The sequence below is a fragment of the Algoriphagus sp. SE2 genome, from assembly GCF_039563885.1.
Lineage (GTDB): Bacteria > Bacteroidota > Bacteroidia > Cytophagales > Cyclobacteriaceae > Algoriphagus.
Window position 1 is genome coordinate 49,491 of sequence record NZ_JBCLWJ010000014.1, and the last position, 23,514, is coordinate 73,004.

23 protein-coding genes and 1 tRNA gene are annotated in these 23,514 nt (G+C 37.7%); 8 read left to right on the forward strand and 16 right to left on the reverse strand.

Features of this window, described 5'->3' with window-relative positions:
* Window positions 1-56 precede the first annotated feature (56 nt).
* On the reverse strand, window positions 57-947 hold the full coding sequence (locus AAGF08_RS15535) for a flavin reductase family protein (RefSeq protein WP_343512198.1): 891 nt from the start codon (window positions 945-947) through the stop codon (window positions 57-59).
* Window positions 948-1,009: 62 nt separating this feature from the next.
* On the opposite strand from AAGF08_RS15535, the gene AAGF08_RS15540 reads away from it, so the two are divergent.
* Window positions 1,010-1,765, forward strand: a complete 756-nt coding sequence (locus AAGF08_RS15540) for an endonuclease/exonuclease/phosphatase family protein (protein ID WP_343512199.1) — start codon at window positions 1,010-1,012, stop codon at window positions 1,763-1,765.
* A 143-nt stretch (window positions 1,766-1,908) separates the two neighbouring features.
* Here AAGF08_RS15540 and pgk read toward each other — a convergent pair whose 3' ends face one another.
* The 12 genes from pgk to AAGF08_RS15600 all read right to left on the reverse strand — a co-directional run bounded on the left by pgk (window position 1,909) and on the right by AAGF08_RS15600 (window position 13,290).
* Window positions 1,909-3,108 carry a phosphoglycerate kinase gene (gene pgk, locus AAGF08_RS15545; RefSeq protein ID WP_343512201.1) on the reverse strand — a complete coding sequence of 400 codons (1,200 nt, stop codon included), beginning with the start codon at window positions 3,106-3,108 and terminating at the stop codon, window positions 1,909-1,911.
* Window positions 3,109-3,232: 124 nt separating this feature from the next.
* Complete coding sequence (locus tag AAGF08_RS15550) at window positions 3,233-4,195, reverse strand: L-threonylcarbamoyladenylate synthase (protein WP_343512288.1); 963 nt, start codon at window positions 4,193-4,195, stop codon at window positions 3,233-3,235.
* Between the two features lies 1 nt (window position 4,196).
* Window positions 4,197-4,865, reverse strand: coding sequence for a tetratricopeptide repeat protein (locus tag AAGF08_RS15555; RefSeq protein WP_343512289.1), 669 nt, complete (start codon window positions 4,863-4,865; stop codon window positions 4,197-4,199).
* A gap of 87 nt (window positions 4,866-4,952) precedes the next feature.
* Complete coding sequence (locus AAGF08_RS15560; RefSeq protein ID WP_343512202.1) at window positions 4,953-5,384, reverse strand: thioesterase family protein; 432 nt, start codon at window positions 5,382-5,384, stop codon at window positions 4,953-4,955.
* Entirely contained in the window at window positions 5,384-5,935 is a 552-nt protein-coding gene (locus AAGF08_RS15565) for an NUDIX hydrolase (RefSeq protein ID WP_343512290.1), read from the reverse strand. The genes AAGF08_RS15560 and AAGF08_RS15565 overlap by 1 nt, the downstream gene beginning before the upstream one ends.
* Window positions 5,928-6,530, reverse strand: a complete 603-nt coding sequence (locus tag AAGF08_RS15570; RefSeq protein ID WP_343512204.1) for a hypothetical protein — start codon at window positions 6,528-6,530, stop codon at window positions 5,928-5,930. Before AAGF08_RS15570 ends, AAGF08_RS15565 begins: the two co-directional genes overlap by 8 nt.
* Window positions 6,523-8,445, reverse strand: coding sequence for an ATP-dependent DNA helicase RecQ (locus tag AAGF08_RS15575; RefSeq protein ID WP_343512205.1), 1,923 nt, complete (start codon window positions 8,443-8,445; stop codon window positions 6,523-6,525). The genes AAGF08_RS15570 and AAGF08_RS15575 overlap by 8 nt, the downstream gene beginning before the upstream one ends.
* On the reverse strand, window positions 8,446-9,222 hold the full coding sequence (locus AAGF08_RS15580; RefSeq protein WP_343512206.1) for an enoyl-CoA hydratase-related protein: 777 nt from the start codon (window positions 9,220-9,222) through the stop codon (window positions 8,446-8,448).
* Between the two features lie 62 nt (window positions 9,223-9,284).
* Window positions 9,285-11,216, reverse strand: a complete 1,932-nt coding sequence (locus AAGF08_RS15585) for a ComEC/Rec2 family competence protein (protein ID WP_343512208.1) — start codon at window positions 11,214-11,216, stop codon at window positions 9,285-9,287.
* 88 nt (window positions 11,217-11,304) lie between these two features.
* Window positions 11,305-11,874 (reverse strand): DUF3575 domain-containing protein, encoded by a 570-nt coding sequence (locus AAGF08_RS15590; RefSeq protein ID WP_343512209.1) that lies wholly within the window; start codon window positions 11,872-11,874, stop codon window positions 11,305-11,307.
* Between the two features lie 17 nt (window positions 11,875-11,891).
* Window positions 11,892-12,329, reverse strand: coding sequence for a GNAT family N-acetyltransferase (locus AAGF08_RS15595; protein WP_343512210.1), 438 nt, complete (start codon window positions 12,327-12,329; stop codon window positions 11,892-11,894).
* Window positions 12,301-13,290, reverse strand: a complete 990-nt coding sequence (locus tag AAGF08_RS15600) for a PhoH family protein (protein WP_343512211.1) — start codon at window positions 13,288-13,290, stop codon at window positions 12,301-12,303. Before AAGF08_RS15600 ends, AAGF08_RS15595 begins: the two co-directional genes overlap by 29 nt.
* A 102-nt stretch (window positions 13,291-13,392) precedes the next feature.
* Between AAGF08_RS15600 and AAGF08_RS15605 the strand changes: the two genes are divergently transcribed.
* The 3 genes from AAGF08_RS15605 to AAGF08_RS15615 all read left to right on the forward strand — a co-directional run bounded on the left by AAGF08_RS15605 (window position 13,393) and on the right by AAGF08_RS15615 (window position 14,637).
* A complete protein-coding gene (locus AAGF08_RS15605) occupies window positions 13,393-14,163 on the forward strand; it encodes an SAM-dependent chlorinase/fluorinase (RefSeq protein WP_343512212.1) in 771 nt (256 codons plus the stop codon).
* Window positions 14,164-14,166: 3 nt separating this feature from the next.
* A complete protein-coding gene (locus tag AAGF08_RS15610; RefSeq protein ID WP_343512213.1) occupies window positions 14,167-14,466 on the forward strand; it encodes an antibiotic biosynthesis monooxygenase family protein in 300 nt (99 codons plus the stop codon).
* Between the two features lie 89 nt (window positions 14,467-14,555).
* A tRNA-Leu gene (locus AAGF08_RS15615) sits at window positions 14,556-14,637 on the forward strand.
* Window positions 14,638-14,762: 125 nt separating this feature from the next.
* On the opposite strand, the gene AAGF08_RS15620 is transcribed toward AAGF08_RS15615, so the two are convergent.
* Window positions 14,763-17,285: an FtsX-like permease family protein gene (locus tag AAGF08_RS15620; protein ID WP_343512214.1), complete on the reverse strand. Its 2,523-nt coding sequence runs from the start codon at window positions 17,283-17,285 to the stop codon at window positions 14,763-14,765.
* Window positions 17,278-17,955: an ABC transporter ATP-binding protein gene (locus tag AAGF08_RS15625; protein WP_343512215.1), complete on the reverse strand. Its 678-nt coding sequence runs from the start codon at window positions 17,953-17,955 to the stop codon at window positions 17,278-17,280. The genes AAGF08_RS15620 and AAGF08_RS15625 overlap by 8 nt, the downstream gene beginning before the upstream one ends.
* A gap of 267 nt (window positions 17,956-18,222) precedes the next feature.
* On the opposite strand from AAGF08_RS15625, the gene AAGF08_RS15630 reads away from it, so the two are divergent.
* The 4 genes from AAGF08_RS15630 (at window position 18,223) to AAGF08_RS15645 (ending at window position 22,763) form a co-directional block, all read left to right on the forward strand.
* Entirely contained in the window at window positions 18,223-18,900 is a 678-nt protein-coding gene (locus tag AAGF08_RS15630) for an arylesterase (RefSeq protein WP_343512216.1), read from the forward strand.
* Between the two features lie 123 nt (window positions 18,901-19,023).
* A complete protein-coding gene (locus AAGF08_RS15635) occupies window positions 19,024-20,766 on the forward strand; it encodes a GMC family oxidoreductase (RefSeq protein WP_343512217.1) in 1,743 nt (580 codons plus the stop codon).
* 3 nt (window positions 20,767-20,769) lie between these two features.
* Window positions 20,770-21,477, forward strand: coding sequence for a gluconate 2-dehydrogenase subunit 3 family protein (locus tag AAGF08_RS15640; protein ID WP_343512218.1), 708 nt, complete (start codon window positions 20,770-20,772; stop codon window positions 21,475-21,477).
* 98 nt (window positions 21,478-21,575) lie between these two features.
* The gene (locus tag AAGF08_RS15645) at window positions 21,576-22,763 is read left to right on the forward strand and encodes a hypothetical protein (RefSeq protein WP_343512219.1); all 1,188 of its coding nucleotides are present in this window, start codon (window positions 21,576-21,578) and stop codon (window positions 22,761-22,763) included.
* Between the two features lie 109 nt (window positions 22,764-22,872).
* Here the strand turns inward: AAGF08_RS15645 and AAGF08_RS15650 are convergent, their stop codons facing one another.
* On the reverse strand, window positions 22,873-23,466 hold the full coding sequence (locus AAGF08_RS15650) for a porin family protein (protein WP_343512220.1): 594 nt from the start codon (window positions 23,464-23,466) through the stop codon (window positions 22,873-22,875).
* Between the last annotated feature and the right edge of the window lie 48 nt (window positions 23,467-23,514).

The window sequence follows — 23,514 nt, forward strand, 5'->3', positions numbered from 1 at the left end:
TAAACAGAATACAAAATTTAACTATCAACTAGTAATCTCTCCCAAGAACTTTATTTCTACGCTTGCAAAAGTATCAACCAAGCTTTTTCTAAATCTCCCGATTCTAATGCTTCCTTTGCAAGAAGATGTAAATGGTCAACCCATGAATCAGGATCATTCTGAAATCTTATTTTCATCTCCTGAATTTCAACACTTTTTGCAAACTCCCTTAATTCCTCCTCACTTGGAAGTTTCTCCACATTTCCCAATCTCCCAAGATTGTTTCCACTTAAAATCGTGCTATTTCTAACGTTTTCAGGCATTTGATCGACTCCAATTCCTTTAGTGCGGAGTGGTTTTGGAATCTGAAATAAAGACTTCCCACTGGCTCTACTATACCAATTACCGCCTAACCGAGCAACTGCATCCATCTTAAAAGGGTCAATTTTTCCTTCTTCATCCAAAACCCCCTCGGAAATATGAGCAAGAAGCACTTCACAAATCACTAAATTCCCCGAACCTCCAACTTCACCTAGAGGTTTGATTTCATTCACTTTACATTCAAAGGCAATGGGAGCTTCTTCTACTCGGGGAGGTTTCACTTCAACGGAAGGTATTGAAGTCAATCCTGCTTTTACAAATTCATTGACTCCTTTATCATATTCTGTACTTGCCAAAGACATTTGCTCAACAAGATTAAATCCTACTACATGAATCACTACTTCCGGAACTTCTTTTACATTTTCCAAGGTATGTTTGGTTGTATTATCCCGAACCCTTCTGGAAGGAGAAAAAATCATAATAGGGGGATTTGTACTAAATAAATTAAAAAAACTAAAAGGACTTAAGTTTACATTTCCCTGCACATCAATTGTACTTACAAATGCTATTGGTCTTGGAGCAACACTTCCCTGCAACAATGCATGAAATTCAGCTGGAGCCAGGTCTTTAGGATAGAAGGTTTTCATTTTCTTAAATTAGAATGCAATTTTAAAACTTAAGTGTTTTTCAAAGAATAAGTTCATCTTTCATGAAATCAGTCCTATTTAACATATTAATTTATGGGATAGATTTTAGTTCGCTGCTATCCAATACGGGTATTTCTTCTTTGACACAAACACACAATTTAGCCACATTTAACATCCGATATGCAAATCAAAATGATGTTGGAAACCTATGGCAAGATCGACTTCCTCATGTGATAGGTCAAATTCAGTTCCACCAAATTGAGCTGTTTGGAATTCAGGAAGGCTTACAAAACCAAGTAAGCCAACTTAGTGAAGGATTAAATTACAAATATATAAGGGTTGGCAGAGATGATGGAACTGAAATAGGAGAATATGCTGCCATCTTATATGATTCCAAAAAGTTTGATCTTTTAGATGGCAGAACTTTTTGGCTATCACCCACACCTGAAGTACCAAGCAAAGGTTGGGATGCTTCCTTAAATAGGATTTGTACTTGGGGCAAATTTGAAGATAAAGAAGAAGTTAAATTCTTTGTATTCAACATTCATTACGATCATATTGGGCAGAAAGCTAGAGAGGAAAGCAGTAAACTCGTAGTCTCTCAGATTGAAAAATTTGATACAGAAAACCTACCCGTAATCTTAATGGGAGACTTTAATGTAAATCCTAATAATCCCGCTTACACGACCATATTCTCAAATACAGGATGGCAAGATGCTCGCTTGGTTTCAAAAACCCCATCCTATGGTTCAGCTGGCACATTCACAGGGTTTGATTGGGAGAAAATACCTGACGGAATAATAGACCATATTTCGTAAAGAGTGATTTACAGGTAATTAGACATGGTATTTTGACCGATAATTATGAAAAAAAAATCCATCTTATCATTTTCCTATCCTGGTAGAAATCAAATTTTAAAAAAAGTAAGGGCTGCTTAATCGATTAAGCAACCCTTACTTTTTTAAGGTTCCAGTGCGGCAACCCCTGGAAGCACTTTTCCCTCCATATGCTCGAGTAAAGCTCCTCCTCCAGTTGACACAAATGAAACAGCATCTCCGTAACCAAATTTATTTACGGCTGCAGCAGAATCACCTCCACCTATCAGGGAATAAGCCCCTCCTTTAGTAGCTTTCACAACTGCATCAGCAACTGCCTTCGTTCCTTTATCAAAAGACTCCATTTCAAAAACTCCCATCGGGCCGTTCCAAAGTATAGTTCTTGATTTCAAAATTACTTCAGCAAACTCTACTCTAGTTTTAGGCCCAATATCTAATCCCATCCATCCGTCGGGAATTTCTCCACTTACTGCTAATCCCTGCTCTGCATCATTTGCAAATGCTTTGGAAATAACGGTATCCACTGGAAGTAATAGATTAACTCCTTTTTCTTTTGCTTTTTCCATCAATTCAAGGACAAAATCCATTTTATCTGGCTCTTGCAAGGAATCTCCAATCGATCCTCCTTTTGCTTTTGCGAAAGTATAGGACATTCCCCCTCCGATAATTAGATTGTCTACTTTATCCAAAAGTCGCTCGATGATCAATATTTTATCAGAAATCTTTGCTCCACCCATAATGGCAGTATAAGGTCTTTCTGGATTACCTAATACTTTATCTGCATTTTTTAATTCAGAGAGCATTAAATAACCACATACTTTATCATAAAAAAACTGAGCGATAATTGAAGTTGAGGCATGAGCCCTGTGTGCCGTACCAAAAGCATCATTCACATAAATATCTCCAAGTCTGGCAAGCTTTTTCGCAAATTCAACATCTCCTTTTTCTTCCTCTTTATGAAACCTAAGGTTTTCAAGTAATAAAACCTGACCTGATTTCAAGGACTCAGAAAGGAGTTCTGCTTCCTGTCCGATGCAGTCTTGAGCAAATTTCACAGGTCTGCCAAGTGCCTTTTCTAAATCTAAGACAATATGCCTCAAAGAAAATCTATCTTCCGGCCCGGATTTGGGCCTTCCTAAGTGAGACATTAAGATAGCAGCCCCTCCGTCATTTAATATTTTTTCGATGGTGGGAATAGCTGCTTGAATTCTTGTATCATCAGTTACATTGTAATCATTATCCAATGGCACATTGAAATCGACGCGAACAAGTGCTTTTTTCCCCTCAAAACTGAGGTTATCAACATTTTTGATTCTAGGATTCATAAGTAGGTAAATAGATTTTAGGTATTCTTCTTGATTAAAAAGAAAGTGAATTTATCAAAGATTCGCTCAAATACCGACTTTCTAGGCATTTGAATTTCAATTGATGGGCAAAAAATAATAATTTCTACTGAGCTGCCGCTCTTTTCAACCGATCATTAATAGCATTTCCCAAGCCTATTGCAGGCATTTTTTCAGCTAAAATAACTTCGATATCCTGTTCATCTAAATACCTCATACTGGCAAAGAGATTTTGGGCTGCTTCTTTCAAATCACCAGACTTACTCAATTGCCTTTGAGTTTTAACATTTACACCTCCGAAAGATTTTGACAAACTCATTACTCCAAATTTCTTTTTGCCCTGCAAGTGATTCAAAATTAGTTCATCCAAATCCCCTAATAAAAAAGGTTTTCTTGGAGCATAATGACTTTCAAGTAAACCTGGAGCTTGCGGATTAGATGAACTATGGTTCTTAATTAGGACGGGTCCTATCACCCTTTCAATGGCATCTACTTCCAGACCTCCCAATCTATAAATAAACACCTCATCTTCTTCCATACCTACTATCGTGCTTTCAAGTCCTACCTGGCATCTTCCCCCATCCAAAATATAGGGGATTTTTTCTCCCAACTGATCCTGAACATGTTTGGCAGAAGTAGGAGATATGTATCCAAAAGGATTGGCACTTGGGGCAGCAAGAGGGAAATCAAGTATCTCCAGAAGGGAATTTGTCAAAGGATGATTTGGAACTCTGACAGCCACCCTTTCCAAGCCTGAAGTGACCAAATCCGGAATGATGGGTTTTCTTGGCAGCAAAAGTGTCAAAGGCCCCGGCCAAAACTTTTCTGCTAGTAATAGCAATGGCTCTGGAAATGATTCAACAAACTCACTAACTCTTTCAAAAGATGAGATATGAATAATCAGAGGATCAAAACTTGGTCTATTCTTAGTTTCAAAAATCGAAGCAACGGAAGCCGCATTGAGCGCATTTCCTGCCAGCCCATAAACTGTTTCTGTTGGTATTGCAACCAATTTTCCTTCTTTAAGAAAACTTTTGGCTTCAAATATGTCTTGACCAATTTTAGCCATTTTATTCACAAAAATCCTCAATCCAAGTTTTAGCATCTGTGTACCCTAGATTCAGAGCCATTTTCAAGTCCGCGCATCCCTCCTCTTTTTCTCCTGTGGCACTCATTCTTGTCACTCCAAGAAGATAATAGGCAGCACCGTTTCTTTTATCCAGATTGACAGTATTTGTTAAGGACTCCATTGCTCCAGCTGGATCATTATTCCCTATTTGGGCTTTTGCGCGATTGAAATAAACCAAAGGCTGGTTAGGATTTACCTGTAAAGCCGCATCGAAATCTAAAAGAGCATCTTCGTACTGCTCCAAGCCCAATAAGGCCAACCCTCGGTTGTAATAAATATCAGTTTGAGATTGGTCCAACCCATTAGCCATGTTGTAATCAGCCAAGGACTCCTTATACTTTCCTAGTTCGAAATTTGAGTTGGCGCGATTGAACCAAGGCTTATACATCGAACTGTCAGATGTAATTGAAGCTGTAAAAACAGGAATTGCTTCCTCGTACTTTCCTTGCTGAAAAAGTGCCACCCCTTTTGCATTCAATGCTGTTGCATTTGAAGGATTTTGTTCCAAAGCGCGATCAAAATAAACAATCGCTTCACTCCAAGCTTGCTGATCCATTTTTTCTATTCCAGCTTGAAATAATTCCTCCTCACTTGGGCTACAACCAGCCATACCAAATGCCATAAGGCAAACAATTAAAAGTCTTTTCACAGGGTTAAATTTTCGGCAAAGATAAGGAATCTCAATTTGGAAAGCTTGTTAGCCCTCCAGTTTACTTCTGTATTCTGCAGGGATTGGGGTAGGCTTCATGGTTTTCATATCCACTGAAACCAAGGTGCAATGACATTTGGAGAACACCACTTCCTTGTTATCTAGGGTTTTACCAATTATATACTGGTCCAAATCAAAAGATGTATTTCCTACTCGGGTGCATTTCACATAAGCTGTTATTTGATCGCTTAAATGAATTGGTTTGAAATAATCAATTCCAACATGCGCGACGACAGAACCCACTTCCATTAAGTTCCATCCACAATAATCCAATAAGTATGCAGCTCTGGAATGTTCGAAATAATTGAAATAAATCCCATTATTCACATGCTGGTAGCCATCGATGTCAGAAAATCGTATTTGAATTGGAATTGAAAAATCATGCTTACCAACAACTTCTGAAACTTTAATCTTTGGCATTAAAGTAATATTTCTGATTTACTGGTTTTTTCAAGCATCCTTAGAATGGAAGGATTGTATCCAATCATATCCACCACTGAATCAAAGGTGATCCAAGCAAGGGAGATGCTTTCATCACTGATCTGTAATGGTTCATTGATATCTGCTTCCAAGATATACCTCACATCGTAATGAAAATGCTCAGGAACATGTGGCCTCTCAGGAATGATGTGTTTATCCAGATCAAAGATGGTAGAATCAACCATAACCAAGGAATTGAGTCCACTTTCTTCTTTGGCTTCTTTCAGAGCTACTTCTAACAGGTTTTCATCTCCGTCAGCATGGCCGCCTAATTGAAGCCATCTTCCTAGCTTTCTATGTAGGGTCAAAAGCGTATGTGTCCGTCTTTTATTTACAATCCAAGCGGAAGCAGTAAAATGACCTTCAATTCTTTCTCTCTTGTAGGCTAAAGGATCCTCCGTCAATTTGATAAAAGAGTCAATAAATGCAGATTCTTCCTCATAAGGAGTCCTGTATTTTTCTAGCTGACTTCGTAAAATCGTTCTATCCATCATAGTTCACTTCAAATAGCAAATCCATTAATTGATCAAAAGGTTTTGGGTCTTTGTAAAGTCTGTCAGAATATACTGTAACCAGAAACTTAATGTAGCTTGGATTATTGTCAATACTAATCTTTTCTAAAGTCACATTCCCATAAAGCTGAGAAATTATTTCTCCCATTATAGGAGCTTGGAGAGGCGGTTTGAAATAAAACTTTTCAGTGAGCTTCACTTGATCGTTTATTTCTTCAAACTTTCGATCCAAACTTACTTGCCTGTATCCCAAAGCTAAAACACGTTGGCTAAATGCCAAGAAAACCTTGGAAAAAGATTTCAAATCTAGAGGTTCGTCATAGCTTACCGCAAAACCATTTGCATAAGGAGATTCGAAAATATGAACGGAAGGACGTTCGTTAATATGAGTTTTCTTGAAATGATAATTTCTATAAATCAAATCAAGAATTTGCTTACCTTCTTCATTTTGCGCCCAAGAAACAGCTTCATCCAACTCCTCTTTCTTAAAAGAATAATTTTCCTTATGATTCATTGGTATCTCTTCAGAAGACTGAAACACCTTTTTATATAAATCATCAAAGAAATTACCCATTATTTGAAATTACATATTTGCCATCTGAAGTTGAGGAAATTCTGCCAGAATCTTCCAATTGTCTTAAGATTGAAAAGACTTTTTTTGAAGCAGGAAGTTTTAATAGTTCCAATAGCTGACTTTCATTTAACTCTCCGAAATTGTTTAAAGTTTCCAAAACCTTTGTTTCCAACCTTTTTTCTTCACTTGCGGGATCAGAAGATTTTTTATTTTCTATACACCAATCACAGATTCCGCATTTTTTATCTGACGGTTCCCCAAAGTATTCCTGGATAAATTGAGTTCGGCAGATTTTATTTTGATGAGCATATGCAACCATACTCTGCGCATGATTTAAAGTCAACTCACGTCTACTTTCTATTCTCTTGAAATTCAATGGAAGTTTTCCTGCATCATATCTAGGTGTCAAAAAAGTTAGTTGAGGTTTATCCTTCCGTTGGTCATAATCCATTACTTCTAGTTCTGCTAGTTTCCTCAGTCTACTGATTACATCGATTTCTCTTATTTCCAGTGTTTTTGCCAGTTTGGCTTCCTGAATAGACAAATATTCTGAAAACAGATTTCCTCCATAGGTTCTGAGTAAAACCTTTACCAATGGATCCAGGCTGACATGAGCAATCTGAACTTCATAAAGTCTTGCCGGATCTACCAGAAAGTGAATTCTAGATGGTGCATAAAAACTTTCATTGAGAGAAATCAGCCCTTCTTCTTCAAGTACTTTTAGCGCATAGAAAGTCTCTAAAACTCCCAATTCGTAATTGGCAGCAAATTCATGATAAACAAAATCAAAACTGCTAAACATATTACTCCCCACAGCAAGTTTGTAGTAATTGGCTAAACATTGGTAGACTCTCCGGATAAAGTCCAGAGGAGGATAAACCAACGCAGCTCTATTCATCACTTGTTCAAAATCCTGCTCATTACTCATCAACACAGCATAGGATTTTTGACCATCACGCCCTGCTCTACCAGCCTCTTGATAATAATTTTCAAGATTTTCAGGCAAATCACTATGTAGAACAACCCTAACGTCAGGTTTATCTATTCCCATTCCAAATGCATTTGTACTGACGATTACCCGTACTTGGTTTTTCATCCAAGAGGATTGGGCAGCGTTTCGTTCTGCCATTGTCAAGCCAGCGTGATAAGAGGAAGCGGGAATACCCATCTTTTGAAGGGACCTTGCTATTTGATGGGTACCTTGCCTATTTCTTACATACCAGATGGCCGAACCTGAAATTCTGGACAAGACTTCTACTCCTTTTTCAAATTTGTTTTCAACCAAGCGAACGCTGAAGCTTAAATTTTCTCTCGCAAAACTTTTTCGAAACTCTTGTGCATTCTTCATCAAGAGTTTATCAATGATATCCTCACAAACTTTTGGAGTTGCTGAAGCAGTCAAGGCAAGAATAGGAACCTTTGGATGATATTTTCTAATCTCACCGATCTCTAGATATTGCGGTCTGAAATCATATCCCCATTGGGAAATACAATGAGCCTCATCAACTGCGATGAGATTTACGGGCATTTGCCTAAATCTCTCTATGAATAAGTCCACTTTTAGACGTTCAGGAGAAACATATAAAAATTTAAAATCTCCATAAATGCAGTTATCTAAGGTTGTATCTATCTCTCGGTAGCTCATCCCTGAAAAAATAGAAGCAGCTTTGACACCTCTACTTTTTAGTGCATCCACCTGATCTTTCATCAAAGCTATCAAAGGGCTAATAACTAAACAAATACCTTCCTTTGCCAAACCGGGAATCTGATAACACAAAGACTTCCCTCCTCCAGTCGGCAAAAGAGCAAGAGAATCTGATCCCGAGAGTATGGATTTAATTATCTCCTCTTGAACAGGTCTAAAATCATCAAACCCAAAGACGGAATGAAGTATTTCTTTTATGTGTTTTTCCAATTACCAATCTGGATTTGACTTTTTCAAAAAGGAAGATATCCCTTTTACAAAATCTCCATGAGAGCGGGCCTTAGCGTTCGCTTCGCATGCCTCAATCAATGTTTTTTCTCTTTTATCTCTGTTTAAGGATCTTAAGAGTGATTTTGTCGCTGCCATAGAGAAACCTGAATTTTGAGAGATCAATTTTTTTGTAAAATCTTTCACAGTTTTATCTAGGAATTCATCATGACAGACTTCGGTAATTAAACCTAACTCGGCTGCCTTCGCTGCTGAAATCAATTCCCCTGAAAGTAATAACTCCTGCGTCTTAGCCATGCCGATTTGTTCGACAAGAAATACGGAAACCATCGCAGGAACAAAACCAATCCTTACCTCAGTGTAACCAAAAAGCGCATTGGGTACCGAAAAAGCAAAATCACAAACTGTTACTAACCCACAGCCTCCTGCTAAGGCATGACCTTGGATTTTGGCAATCACTACTTTGGGTAGGTTATAGATCAAGGTGAAAAGTTCTTTTAAATGATTACTATCTTCTAAGTTTTTTGCGTAGGAAAAACTCTCCATTTCTTGCAAATATGCCAAATCTGCTCCAGCACAAAATGCTTTCCCCTCAGCCTCCAAAACAATTACCTTCACTTCTTCCTTTTGATTCATTTCTACAAAGGCCTGATGTAAGCTAGAAATGAGTATTGGACTCAAGGCATTCCTTTTCTCTGGCCTATTCATTTTGATATAGCCAACTCTATCCTCAATTCTACTAAGTACAATATCTTTCATGGAGCAATCTAATTAGGAAAGCAATCAATTTAACTTCATAAAAAAACAATCCCAAGAAAGGCTTAGAAAAGAATTTGGATTGGATATTCCCCAAACGGAATTACAGAATTTTTAGAATTTTTTACCCACCTCCCATTTTTCCAAAAGCGGATTGATTTTGGAATTTCTTGGTGAAAAACCAATACTTTTTCGGAATTATTAATCTCCATATTTTCCAGGGGGAAATAAAAAGTAGAATCATTTACCGGAATGGAAAAAAGTGTTTCAGGAATTCTAGGCCAATTTTGTTGAATTCGGAAAGGATCGATTTTGAAGGAAATATCCTTTGAGGGAACACCGTTATTCCAGCTTCTGATTTCCCCATAGTAAGCGTGATCAAAAAGAATTCCTTCTTTAGATTGATATACAATCACTTCATGTTGATAAGATTTAAACAAATGCGAAACTCTAACTCCTGACCAAATAAAAGCTAGGGAAAGTACTAGCCAAGCTAGCTTCCTTTTATTACCCTGTTCCCATGCTACCCAAATCAACAACAATGACCAAATAAAAATCATAGTGAAAGGGGAAATTGTAAGTCTGTCCAGATTTGCATTTGGCAAAACCTGAATTTGATTAATCAACTGGTTTTGTATCCAAATCAACTTACTGACCAAGGTTCCCAAATAATCACCAACGTAGGGAATCCAACCGAATATCAGCAAGGGAACTCCAGTTTGCATAATCAAAAATGCCAAGGGAATAATGAAAATATTCCCAAGGAGGAAATAGGTGGGAAATGAGTGAAAATAGAAGATAGTAAGAGGTAAAGTTGCCAATTGTGCTGCTAAACTTACCCCAATTATTTGCCAAAAATATTCCAGAAACTTATTTGGAGGAAGCCAAAAGTTTACGATAATTGGCTGTATCAAAACGATTCCAAAAACCGCCAAATAGGATAATTGAAAGCCGACATCAAAAATCACCTCCGGGTTAACTGTTACCATTAACATGGCTGAGAATGCCAAAATGTTAAAAACAGAAGGTTTTCTTTTGCGCATTTGCCCTAAAGTAATCAGGGAAAACATAGTTGCTGCCCTTACCACTGAAGGTGAAAATCCTGTAAGCATGGCATAAGCCCAAATTATCAGAATAACTAGGGCTAAATATGATTTCCATCCTAATTTTTTTAAGCCAAACGGCTTTACCAAAAACATGAGTAAAGCGTAAATAATCCCTACATGTAATCCAGAAACAGCAAGAATGTGCATGACCCCGGATTGTGAATAAGCTTTTTTTATATCTTCATCTAAATATTGTTTTTGGCCAAGAAGAAGAGCCTGTGCCACCTGATTCGATTCAGGATCCTGGATTTTTTCTCGCAAAATATCACCTATCTTTTTTCTAAGATGTTCCAAAAAATAGATTTGTCCTGAGTTTTTATTCTTTCCCAACAACAGCATTTTATTCCCGACAAACTGCCTATAGGAAATGCCTTTTCTTTTCAGAAATTTTGAATAGTCAAATTCATAAGGATTGAAAGGGGGATCAATTAATTCAGGAATTCCCTGTACCCAAAGGATCATTCCAGGCTCTAATGAAAAGTTCATTTGATGGTAGATCAGTATTTTTCCTTCTGATTTTTCCCAAATCCCATTATTATTGACAGACTTTATTTCAAGTAAATTTTCAAAAGAGTTTGGCTTGGTTTGATCATATATTGTTACCTCTGCTAAATAATCTTCCTTATTCTCCCATACCTCAATTGCATCATTTTTTTGATGATAAGTAGATAAAATAAATCCAAAACAAAAAAGCATGGAATAAGCCAATAGGCCTCTATAAAACCCACTAACCTCTTTTATAAAATTAACAACTATGAGGGCATAGCTGCACCAAAAAAGAAAAAGGAAAATTAAAGGAAGGATGATGGTGACATGAATCATCCCGCCGGCTAAAATGCCCAAAACCAAAAAAGGAAAATACCTCAAAAATGGAAAATCCGAAAACCGCATAACTATAAAAAATTAAAACTTAAGTTACAGTTTTTAAATCAAAAAAAAGAGCTCCATCTAGGAGCTCTTAAGTATTGGTCATAAATATTTAAAATCTATATCCCAGATTAAATCCTGCATTAAATTCAATTCCGGTAAAACGATCCGCAACCTCATCGCTGAAATTTCTGCCCACGCTTGCATAAGGTCCAAATGCAAAATTTTTGGAAAGCTCCCATTTGAAACCAGCACCTGCACCCAAAATAAATGCTGTCATGTCGGTTGTTTCCACTCCCCCATCTTTTGACTCCTCAAAATCACCAAATCTTAATTTTGCTAAAGGGAATAAGAAAAACCTTCCAGATTCATTCTCACCGAAATAAAAATTCATGGAAGCTTGGACAGCATTAGTCTTGTATTTTTTGCCGCTTCCTTCAGACTTAAATCCAAATCTATCATTGATGAAGCCTTTAAATTCAATTGAATGATCTTCACTAAGATACCTTTCATATCCTATTTCCAGAGTTGAGAATAGAATAAGGTTAAGAAAGTTTACTTTAACTTCATTATTGAAATCTCCAGCATAAGCATTTCCTGAGCTACTAGAAATTACATCTTGAGCTAAACTTGAACCAAAAGCTACAAGTATAAATGCAATAGTAAAAATTGATTTTCTCATATCTATTTCGTTTATAGCTATTTATGAACTAGTTCCATTTGATAATGTAATATATTACACTCCTCAAAAATATTTCCAACTTTTATAAAATTAAATTTGTAATACAAGGGTACTGCAGGTAATTGGGCATGTAAATACTTCGTTTTTCCCGCGTTTTCAGGATCTGAATCGATGTCATTTAAGACTGCTCTTACCAAAGAAGTACCTATCCCTTTCCCACGTTCTTCTTTTAATACCGCAAACCTTTCTAATTTAATTCCTTTAGTGGTAACCCTCCAACGGGCAGCTCCGACCGGTTTTTGATCAAGTTTGGCCAGAAAATGATGTGAGGTGTCTTCAAATTCATCTGACTCGTTTTCCGGAGCCACGTTTTGCTCTAAAACAAAAACCTGTTTTCTAACAGAAAAAACTTCTGAAAGTTCTTCCTCAGTTGATACTTTTTCTACTTGCAGCATCGTATTTTCCTTGATCTTTCGCGGCTTGATCTTTTTCGTAAGCTTCGATTATAGATTTAACTAATTTATGTCTAATCACGTCCTTACCACTTAGGTTTACGACACCTATCCCTTTCACATCTTTTAAAATCTTCAAAGCTTCGGATAAGCCAGATTTTTGTCTTATTGGTAAGTCAACCTGGGTTTGATCTCCAGTGATGATTACTTTTGAATTAGGCCCCATCCGAGTTAAAAACATTTTAATCTGCTCGCTCGTCGTATTCTGAGCCTCATCTAATAACACAAATGCGTCATGAAGCGTACGACCGCGCATGTATGCCAGGGGAGCAATTTCTATGACTCTGGTTTCTTGATAAAATTTCAACTTCTCCGGAGGAACCATATCTGAAAGGGCATCGTAAATAGGCCTCAAATAAGGGTCAAGTTTTTCTTGTAAATCACCAGGAAGGAAACCCAAGTTTTCTCCAGCCTCAACAGCCGGCCTGGTTATAATGATCCTTTTTACTTCCCTGTTTTTAAGTGCTCTTACTGCCAAGGCCACTGCAATGTATGTTTTACCTGTTCCCGCAGGCCCAAGGGCAAAAACCAAATCATTTTTCATGGCTGACTCCACTAATTTTCTCTGATTTGGAGATTTAGGCTTTATCACTAAGCCCTTATTTCCAAATACGATAACTTGGTCTCTACTTGCCTCCTCAAAAGGAATCCCTTCAACATCGAGGTAGTCTTTCACATTCTCAGGAGTCAAGTGACCAAAGCGCTCTAAATGCTCCAACAACAAATTGAGTACATCGTTAATTCTAAGAATTTCTGGAGCTCCACCTTTGATTCGGATCTCATTTCCCCTAGAAATAATTTTACTTTGGGGGAAGGCAAGCGCGATTTGCTTGATATTTTCATTGGCAGTACCTAAAAACTCAGCCAATGGCACATTTTCTAAAGTGATTACTTTTTCTACCAATCTGTTTTCTTTGATTAGATTATCCTTTAACGAACAAATAAATTTCTATTTTTGTCCACGACTTCTCTAACAAAAGTACACAATTTTAATTGACATGCTCCTATGGCTTTGGTGACATTCCTCTCAGATTTTGGGGACAAAGATTATTACGTACCTGCAGTAAAAGCCAAAATGCTTGCAGTAAATCCTCAATTGAACATTATAGACATTTCACATTCTATAGATACCTTCGATATTGCTCATGCAGCTTTTGTTTTAAGGTCTACTTTTCGTGAATTCCCCAAAGGAACTGTACATCTTGTGGCAATTAACACCACTGGTTCAATTACACAAGGCTATATCGGAATCAAATTGGAAGAACATATTTTCCTCGGTCCGAATAATGGTATTTTAAGTTTATTAGCAGATCATGATCCTGGGATTATGGTTCAATTTGCAGATATTCATTTACAGGACACTACTTTTCCTGCTAAAGATATATTGGCTCCGATTGCAGCTAAAGTAGCTAGCGGAGCAGCAATTCACGATTTTGGAGGTCCATTAACCAATTTCCGCAAGTTAATGGCAAGGCAGGCAAAAGCTACTAAAGAGCAAATTCTAGGTCATGTGGCACGAGTGGATCGTTATGGAAATTTGATTACAAATATCCGAAAAGATATTTTTGACAAACTCAATCCAGGAAAATTCACCATTGAATTTGGAAGGGAGATCGTTTATAATTTAAATAAAGGATATGATCAAGTAGAGCCAGGAGATTGTTTTGCTTTTTTCAATAGTATGAATTTACTGGAAATAGGAATCAACCATGGTCATGGAGCGGATTTACTTGGCTTGAAATATGACAGTGTGGTTTTTGTAAATTTTAATCTTTAGATAATGCTAGTCCGGATTGTAAGAATGACTTTTCAACCAGAATTTGTAGATGCTTTTTTGGAAAACTTTGAAATCCATAAGAAATCGATCCGGAATTTTCCCGGTTGTTTACATTTAGAGCTTTGGCAAGATGAAAATCAAAAAAATATTTTCACTACGTATAGCCATTGGGAAAGTGAAGAACAGCTAAATCAATATCGTGATTCTGAGCTATTTAAATCCGTATGGACTTTTACTAAAGCGCTTTTTGAAGATAAACCAATCGCCTTTAGCTCCAAAATATTACAAGAAGTGAAAAATTGAGTTTGTAGAAAAAAAATTCTTTACTCATATTTGCATCCCGTTACGAAAGCAACGGACCTGAGATTCTGGTAATCCAGAATTTACCAAAAGCCCAGGTGGCGGAATTGGTAGACGCGTTGGTCTCAAACACCAATGCCTTCGGGCGTGCCGGTTCGACTCCGGCCCTGGGTACAAAAGCCTGCTAAAAAGCAGGCTTTTTCTTTTTATACCCAACTTTTAATCCAAATGAAAAAAAGGCACACATTTCTGCGAGCCTTTCCATAATTTCAGATTTCTAATTTTAGCTTTCTGATTTTTTAATTCCCTCTCAAAATTTCCATTGGAGGCTGATTGATAATTTTTCTTCCATTAAGCCAGCCCAACACAATAGTCAATGCGGTAATTGCCAAATACAAGAAAAGGGCTTCTAGCCAAGCACCTCTAAACGGAATATTGAATAAAAATTCACTCAATAAAAAGGTAGCCAAAAATGATAAAATAATCCCTGATAAGGAGGCCAAACTACCCAGAAAGAAATATTCAAGCGTATTGATCTTACTCACAATTGCTGAACTGGCTCCAAGCGTACGAAGTAAAATACTTTCTCTCATTCTTTGGTATTTACTGATGATCAGCGAACTGATTAATACCAATACTCCAGTAGCAATACTAAAGAAAGCCATGAACTGAATCACGAAGCTGATTTTACCCAGTATTTCCTCTAAAGTTGCCACAATAGTACCCAGATTAATAATTGAAATATTTGGAAACGTTCTTACGATTTCCGCCTGCACATCCGCAGCTTCACGATCGGTTTTTGTTTTTGTAATAAGTACATGGAACTTTGGAGCTTGTTCCAATACTCCATTTGGAAAGAGAACCAGGAAATTAGTAGAAACCTGATTAAACTTCACATCTCTAAAGCTCCCAATATATGTCTTAATCGGTCTTCCCTGAACATTAAATTCAATTTCATCTCCGATTTTCAATCCATTTCCCTCTGCATATCCTTGCGAGAAAGAAACAAAAACGCTGTCACCTCTGGTGCCAACCGGGATCAGTTCTCCTTCTACCAAAGTTTCAGAAGAAATTAAAGTATCTCGATAGGTCACCCGAAACTCCCTATTATAGAGCCCTCTGGAATAATTATCTTCATCAGGCATTTTTTCATTCTCTTGTTTATCAATTCCATTGATTTCATTGAGCTGCATGGTAACAATTGGAACCTCTTGCATGATCGGAAGATCCCTTTCTTCTATTTTGCTTTTCACCGCATCAAGCTGTGCAGTTTGGATATCAAACATCAACATGTTTGGTTGATCTTCCTTATCTGCAAATCTAGCTTCTTGAAGTAATTGATTTTGAAGAAAAAAGAGAGTGCTTATCATAGCAGTTCCTAAACCAATGGTAGCAATGAGGGAAACTGTTTGATTATTAGGCCTGTATAGATTCGCAAGAGATTGTCTGAGCGTATATTCAAAGGAAATCGGCAAAAATCTTCTCACTGCCCACATGATAGTTTGACCAATACCCCATAATATTCCAAAAGCAAAGATCACAAAGCCCGTGAATCCTAATGCCATCATCCATTGATTCAGTAAGTAAAAACTGAATCCGAAAATAAAGGCTAGTATTCCAATTACAACCAACCATCGAAGCGGGTCTTTGAGCATGGTTGAATCAGCAGTCTCGGGTCTTAATGTTGCCATTGGGGATACATTCCTTACTTTCAAAAGAGGTAATAATGCAAAAAGAACTGACACAAATAATCCAGTCACCAATCCAAATCCAACTGATAACCATGAAATTCCAAAACTCACTTCCACTGGCAAAAAGTCTGAGAATACCGCTGGAAGAATAAATTGTAATAATGTACCAAAGAAGGATCCTAGAATTGCTCCAACCATCCCCATGATAATTATCTCTGCCAAATAGATTAAAAGTACATCCCTGGAAGAAACACCCAAGCAGCGAAGAACGGCCACTGAAGCCAATTTCTCCTTTACAAAAACATTAACCGCACTAGCGACTCCTACACATCCTAATAAAAGCGCTATAAAAGCAACCAGACTCAGAAAATTTGATAGGTTTTCAAAAGACCGTCCAGTTGATCGCTTCTGATCTTCTACCGTGTCTGCATCTACTCGATTGATTTCCCATTGATCTTCAAATGGCTTGATTAACTCATCTACATTTGTCTCGTCAACAAATTTATAATACCTGCTATAATTAACTCTACTTCCATATTGAACCAAACCAGTTTCTTCCAAATAATCCATAGGAATATAAACAGCTGGAGCCACAGTGGCAGTTATCCCTGTTTGTCCGGGTACTTGTTGAAGCTCTCCGACTACTGTGAATAAAACCTCTCCAACTTTTATTTCATCTCCAACTTGGGCATTAAACTGAGCCAAAAGTGCTTTTTCCACCAAGGCTTTTTTTCCTCCAGTTCTGAAGTCAGACTCAGCCTCAACTGGTATTGTCTCTAAAATCCCATAAAAAGGAAAAGCTCCCTCCAAGGCTCTGACCTGGGTTAATCTACTTGCCCCTGTTTTCGGATAAGCCACCATTGAGGCGAAATTGACTTCGGAGGCATCTTCAATCGCTATCGTATCTACTGGTTGATCACCAAGTGGCTGATTATTTTCTAAAACCAAATCAGCACCAAGTAATTCTTTCGCTTGATTATCTATATCCTTAGTTAGGTTTTCACCGAAACTACTAATTGCAACCAAAGCAGCAATTCCCACCACAATTGAGGAAACAAAAAGCAAAAGTCTTGAAATGTTTTTGCGGAAATCCCGCAAAGCCATTTTAAAAATCCATCCGTAATCAGGCATTTCCTTCCTCCTGTATTTTTCCTCCTTTAATATGAATTATTCGCTGGGTTTTAGCTGCAAGCTCTAAATCGTGAGTTACCAGGACCAAAGTAGTCCCTTGTTCTTTATTCAAATCAAAAATTAATTCCTCTATCATTTCCCCAGTTTCGGTGTCCAAGTTTCCAGTTGGTTCATCTGCAAAAAGAATTTTGGGTTCATTAGCAAATGCCCGTGCAATAGAAACCCGCTGTTGTTCTCCTCCGGAAAGCTGGGTTGGATAATGCGTAGATCTATCACCAAGTCCTACTTTTTCAAGCAACTCTTGTGCTTTCTGTCTTGCATCTTTTCTTTTCTTTAGCTCGAGCGGAACCATGACATTTTCAAGGGCAGTCAAAGTGGGTAGAAGTTGAAAATTTTGGAAGATAAAGCCTACATGCTGATTTCTAACAAATGCTCTCTGGTCTTCATTAAGCGTCTGTAAATTCTCTCCATTCAAACTAACACTTCCAGTAGTAGCGGAATCTAAACCTGCACACAATCCTAACAGGGTAGTCTTTCCACTTCCAGAAGGGCCCACAATAGAGATTGTTTCTCCTGCATCGATGGAGAAATTCACATGATCTAAAACCGTGAGTTTTCGAGAACCACTTTGGTACGTCTTACTTAAATTACTTATTGCTAGAATACTCATAAAAAAGAATAATGGGGTGAATAATTGAAAGTTCAACGCAATTGGACTCTCTTTGTTAGAAAACGCTTAATTTATAGTTTGAAAAGAAGTGAAAATTTACAAAATCAGTTAAGTTTTCATCATTTGAAGTTTGATATAGAGCTTCGTTCAAGTCAGAAAAATAACAAATCTTATATTAAGCATAGTTATTAAATCTAAAAAAGGAAGAAAAGTATGATTTTGAAACTCTTTGGTCTTGAATTCCTTTATTATCAAAAAGCAATCAAAATGAATCGTATACTATATAGTTTATTATCAATTTTCACACTTACATCGGTTTTCTTTTCCTGCGGACCAGCAGAGATTGAAAATAAAACTGAAGTAGAAAATACCGAGGTTGCGGCTGAAAAAAAGGAAAAACCGATCATATTATTTTTTGGAAACAGCTTAACTGCAGGATATGGAATTGAGCAGGATCTGGCTTTTCCAGGGCTTGTCCAGGATAGACTGGATAGCTTGGGAAAAGAATACAAAGTTATCAATGGCGGACTGAGTGGTGAAACAACAGCTGGTGGCGTTGGTCGCATAGATTGGTTTCTTGAGGAGGAACCAGCAATTTTTATCCTAGAACTTGGAGGCAATGATGGCCTCAGAGGCATCGAATTATCAGAGACCAAGAAGAATCTTGAAATAATAATAGATAAAGTACAATCAAAATACCCAGACACTAAGATTCTTCTTGCAGGAATGCAGATCCCACCAAACATGGGGCAAGAATATACAGAAGAGTTTCAGGCTATTTATCCTGAGGTTGCAAAAACCAAGGATGTAGAATTGATTCCATTTTTATTGTTGAATGTTGGAGGCATAAAAGAGCTAAATTTACCCGATGGAATTCATCCCACAGCAGAGGGCCATAAAATTGTTTTGGAGAACATTTGGGAGCATTTGAAAGATGATGTTTAAGCCTGATTTTAAAATTCTTTAAAATTTGACCGTTTACTGAAAAATATTAGAGCAATACTCCTACATAATTTCATTTTCGAAAAAATTGAAGTAATTTTTAAACTTCATTAAAAAATTTCAAAAATGAGTTTTCAGATAAAATCATCCGGAGAAAGCTATGATGTCATCATTGTCGGATCTGGAGCTGGAGGAGGTATGGCTTCCAAAATCCTTTCGGAGGCTGGCCTGTCTGTTGCAGTAGTAGAGGCAGGCGGAGATTTTGACCCTGCAAAAGACGAAGATCGAACTCAACTTCGTCCACCATGGGAATCCCCAAGAAGAGGAGCCGGCACAAGGATTAGACCCTTTGGAGATTTTGATGCTGCTATTGGAGGATGGGATATTGAAGGAGAACCTTATACAAGAAAAAACGGGACCAGATTTGATTGGTTCAGATCAAGAATGGTGGGTGGAAGGACAAACCATTGGGGTAGAATTTCTCTACGTTTTGGACCGAATGATTTTAAAAGAGCTAGTATCGACGGTTTAGGTGATGACTGGCCGATCGGATACGATGATCTGAAACCTTATTATGACAAAGTAGATAAGCTGATCGGGGTTTTCGGATCCAAAGAAGGCATCTACAATGAGCCGGATGGATTTTTCTTACCTCCGCCAAAACCAAGACTTCACGAACTTTTCCTAAAAAAAGGAGCAGACAAAGCTGGTATGCCAATGATCCCTGGCAGACTTTCTATGCTGACCCGTCCGATCAACAACGAACGAGGTGTTTGTTTCTTCTGTAAGCAATGTAACAGAGCATGTCAGGTATATGCGGATTTCTCAGCAGGAACATGTCTGGTTCACCCAGCCATGAAAAAAGGGAAAGTGGATCTTTACACCCATTCCATGGTTCGGAAAGTAACCACGGATGACAGGGGTAAAGCAAATGGAGTTTCTTTTGTGAGCAAAATAGACATGAAAGAATACAAGCTAAAATCAAGAGTTGTGGTCCTTGGTGCATCTGCCTGTGAGTCCGCTCGAATCATGATGAACTCCAAGTCAAAATCTCACCCTAATGGAATAGGTGGCGATTCTGGAGCATTGGGAAGATACCTACATGACTCCACTGGAGCTGACAGAATGGGGATTCTTCCAGATCTGATCGACAGAGAGCGATACAATGAGGATGGCGTGGGCGGAATGCACATGTACACTCCTTGGTGGCTAGACAATAAAAAACTGGATTTTGCCAGAGGATATCACATCGAATATTGGGGTGGAATGGGCCAACCTTCTTATGGAGCAGGTGGCGGCATGGACACCATGCGTAAATTCATCAAAGATGAGTTTGGCAATCCAAGTCCAAACGGTGGATATGGTGAGGGGTTGAAAAAAGACGTGAGAAAAATCTACGGATCTACTTTGGGTATGTCGGGACGTGGAGAAAGTGTTCCTCGTTATGAAAACTATTGTGAAATCGATCCAAACACAGTCGATAAATACGGAATCCCTGTTTTAAGATTCAACTACAATTGGACAGACCAAGAATTGAAGCAAGCTAAGCACATGCATGATACCTTTGAGGAAATCCTTACAAATGCAGGGGCGATTCTTTTAGGTGAAAAGCCAGGACCGGAATCTCAATATGGGCTTCATGCTCCGGGAAGAATCATTCACGAAGTAGGTACGACCAGAATGGGTAATAGTCCTAAAGGCTCTGTGGTAAATTCTAATTGCCAAGCTCATGATTGTGACAATCTATTTGTGGTGGATGCAGGTCCATTTGTTTCTCAAGCGGATAAAAATCCAACTTGGACTATCCTTGCTTTGAGCTGGAGAACTTCTGATTACATCGTTGATCAATTGAAACAAAAAAACATTTAAGCCATGAACAGAAGAGAAAATCTAAAACTACTCTTTACCGGCTCGGTCGGTACTGGGTTAATGTTAGCGGGTTGCTCGCCAGAAGAGCAGAAATTGCCGGCGACAGCAGCCTTGTCCGGAGGAACAAAAGGATATAGAACAGATGAAGAGCGTAAAAGAGACCAAGAATTGCTTTCTGAGACCTTTTTCACTGACGAAGAACTGAAAAAACTTGATATTCTGGTAGATATCATCATGCCTAAAGATTCTGAATCTCCTTCGGCAACTGAAGTGGGTGTTCCTGAATTCATGGAGTTTATCATGAAAGATATGCCACACTATCAAACTCCAATGCGAGGTGGATTGATGTGGTTGGATTTCGAAGCAGATGAAAAATTTGGAAAACCATTTTTGGAAATTTCCAAAGATCAAGTAATAGAGATTGTGGAATTAGTGGCATGGCCAGATAAGGCCACTCCGGAATATGAAGGCGCTGTAAAATGGTTTAATATGCTAAGAGACCTTACTTGCTCTGGGTATTTCTCCACCGAGGCAGGATGGAACTACATGGGTTACAAAGGAAACACCCCGAATGTTTGGGATGGTGTACCTCAAGAAGTTATGAACAAGCATGGTTTCACACTTCCTGAAAAATATGTACCCATTTATCTAAAACCTGAAGACCGGGGTACCGTTGCCCAATGGGACGATGAAGGAAACTTAATCGGTTAAACTTATTAAAAAAGCCTCTGAAATTCTTCTCAGAGGCTTTTTGCTTTCTAATTTTTTCAACAAAACACTTATTGGTATTTTCCAAAAAACTAAACCACATGAAATCCCTACTTAAAACCTCCCTCTATCTCATATTATTTTCTGCTTTTTCTTGTTCTGAAAAATCAGAATCTACCATAGAACCGACCTCTTATTCTTTAGAAATATTGGACTCATTGGACCTGAATATTCTGGGAGACCCTTTAATTGCTGATGTTAAATCTGACGGATCTAAATTCCTTTTTTATGATTATGCAAGCTCAGATCTCATCATCACGGATGCAGAGGGTGCGATTCAAAGTAAATTTTCAAAGAAAGAAGACACTCCTGATGCCTACGGGTTTTTAATGGAAATCCCGGGTTTCTTCGGGTCAGATCAAATCGTTGTTGTTGGAATGAAAGGCATTTTTCTTTATGACTATGAGGGTAATATGATCAAAAAGATGGATCATCCTGAATCAATAGCAGGGGCAGGTTTTATGGCATTTCCAGGAAAACATACAGAATCCACCGTGATAAATGGAAAAGACTATTTAATCACAAAATCAGTCAGATCAAGAGACAGTTTCAACGGTGAAATGAAATTCTACAATACATACAAAGCATTGGAATTAATCAACCCTGAATCTGAAAATTTTACTGAAATGGTCCCTTTTGAAGAGGGGAGTATGTTTTTAAATGGCACAGGTTATTTTGAAAGTGACTATTCACCCGCATTTGAGACAAAAGATGGGAAACTATATGTTAGCTTGGGAGCAGAGCAAAAACTTCAGGTTTACGAGCTCTCCACTGAAGGAGCATCTCTTGATACTACTATCTCATTTTCCATTCCAGGATTTGAAACATTGGAACCCAAAAATCTATCCGAATTTACCGAGGGTACCATTATAATCAATGGAGGCACCCCTTCAATTCGTAATATTCATATTATTAACAACAAGATTTTATTACACTATTACCCTGGAATAGATCCTCAAAAGATGAAAGAGGCAGAGTTACTTTGGGAACAAGGCAAGCAAGAAGAGGCAGGAGAACTATATGAAAAACTCGAAGCAGAACTTGATCAGGGGCTCCTAATTATAGATCAAAAATCGTTGAAACTTGAAGGAACGATACTACTTCCTAACAAATTTAATACTGCAGGATTCACTTCAGCCAATGGGTTTATCTGGATGGAAAAAGCAGCGAATGAAGAAAAAGAGGAAGATTTTTTAAGAATTTATAAAATGTATATAGTCGAAAAATGAAGGACTACTCTTATTCTTACCTTGATATAATTCTCTATGACGGAAAATTAACATCCCAAAAAAAAACCATTTGAAATAATTTCAAATGGCTTTATCGGGAATTGATATTTTAAAATAATCTAAATCCGACAGAAAGAATCCATTGGTTAATCCTTTGATCTGTGCTGAAACTCCCCACATTACTGGTAAGCTTATTTAGGGAACTTTCATATTTTGCGTCTATGATCATGTTACCGATATCGAGACCTATCCCCGCTTGATAACCTAAAGTAGATTTTTCAAAGTCCACATCTTCAACGTCATCAACTGCATTTTTTAGCTCCGAGTTCATGTTTATACTGGCGATAGGTCCAGCCTGCAATCTCAAAAAATTAAATAATTTAAAACCGAGCATTACGGGAATATCTAGTCTATTAAAGGTGGATTCATAATCTTCATCTTGTCCTGACCCCATGTTATCAAAAGAAAACTTACCTTTTGTCTGTGTATAAAGTACTTCGGGTTGAAGAAAAAATCCGCCAAATCCTACTCTTCCAAAAAGCCCGACGTGATAACCAAACTTGGCATCTCCTGACTCAAAATTTTCTTTAGATAAATCCAAGTTAGTTTGACTAATTCCCACCTTGGGACCGATGCTGAAATCTTGAGAATAACTAACAAAAGCAAAACTCAAAAAAGCGATAGTAAAAAGAATCTTTTTCATAGCGAATAAAATTGGTTTAGAGATCTTATAACGAAGAATATTGAAAAA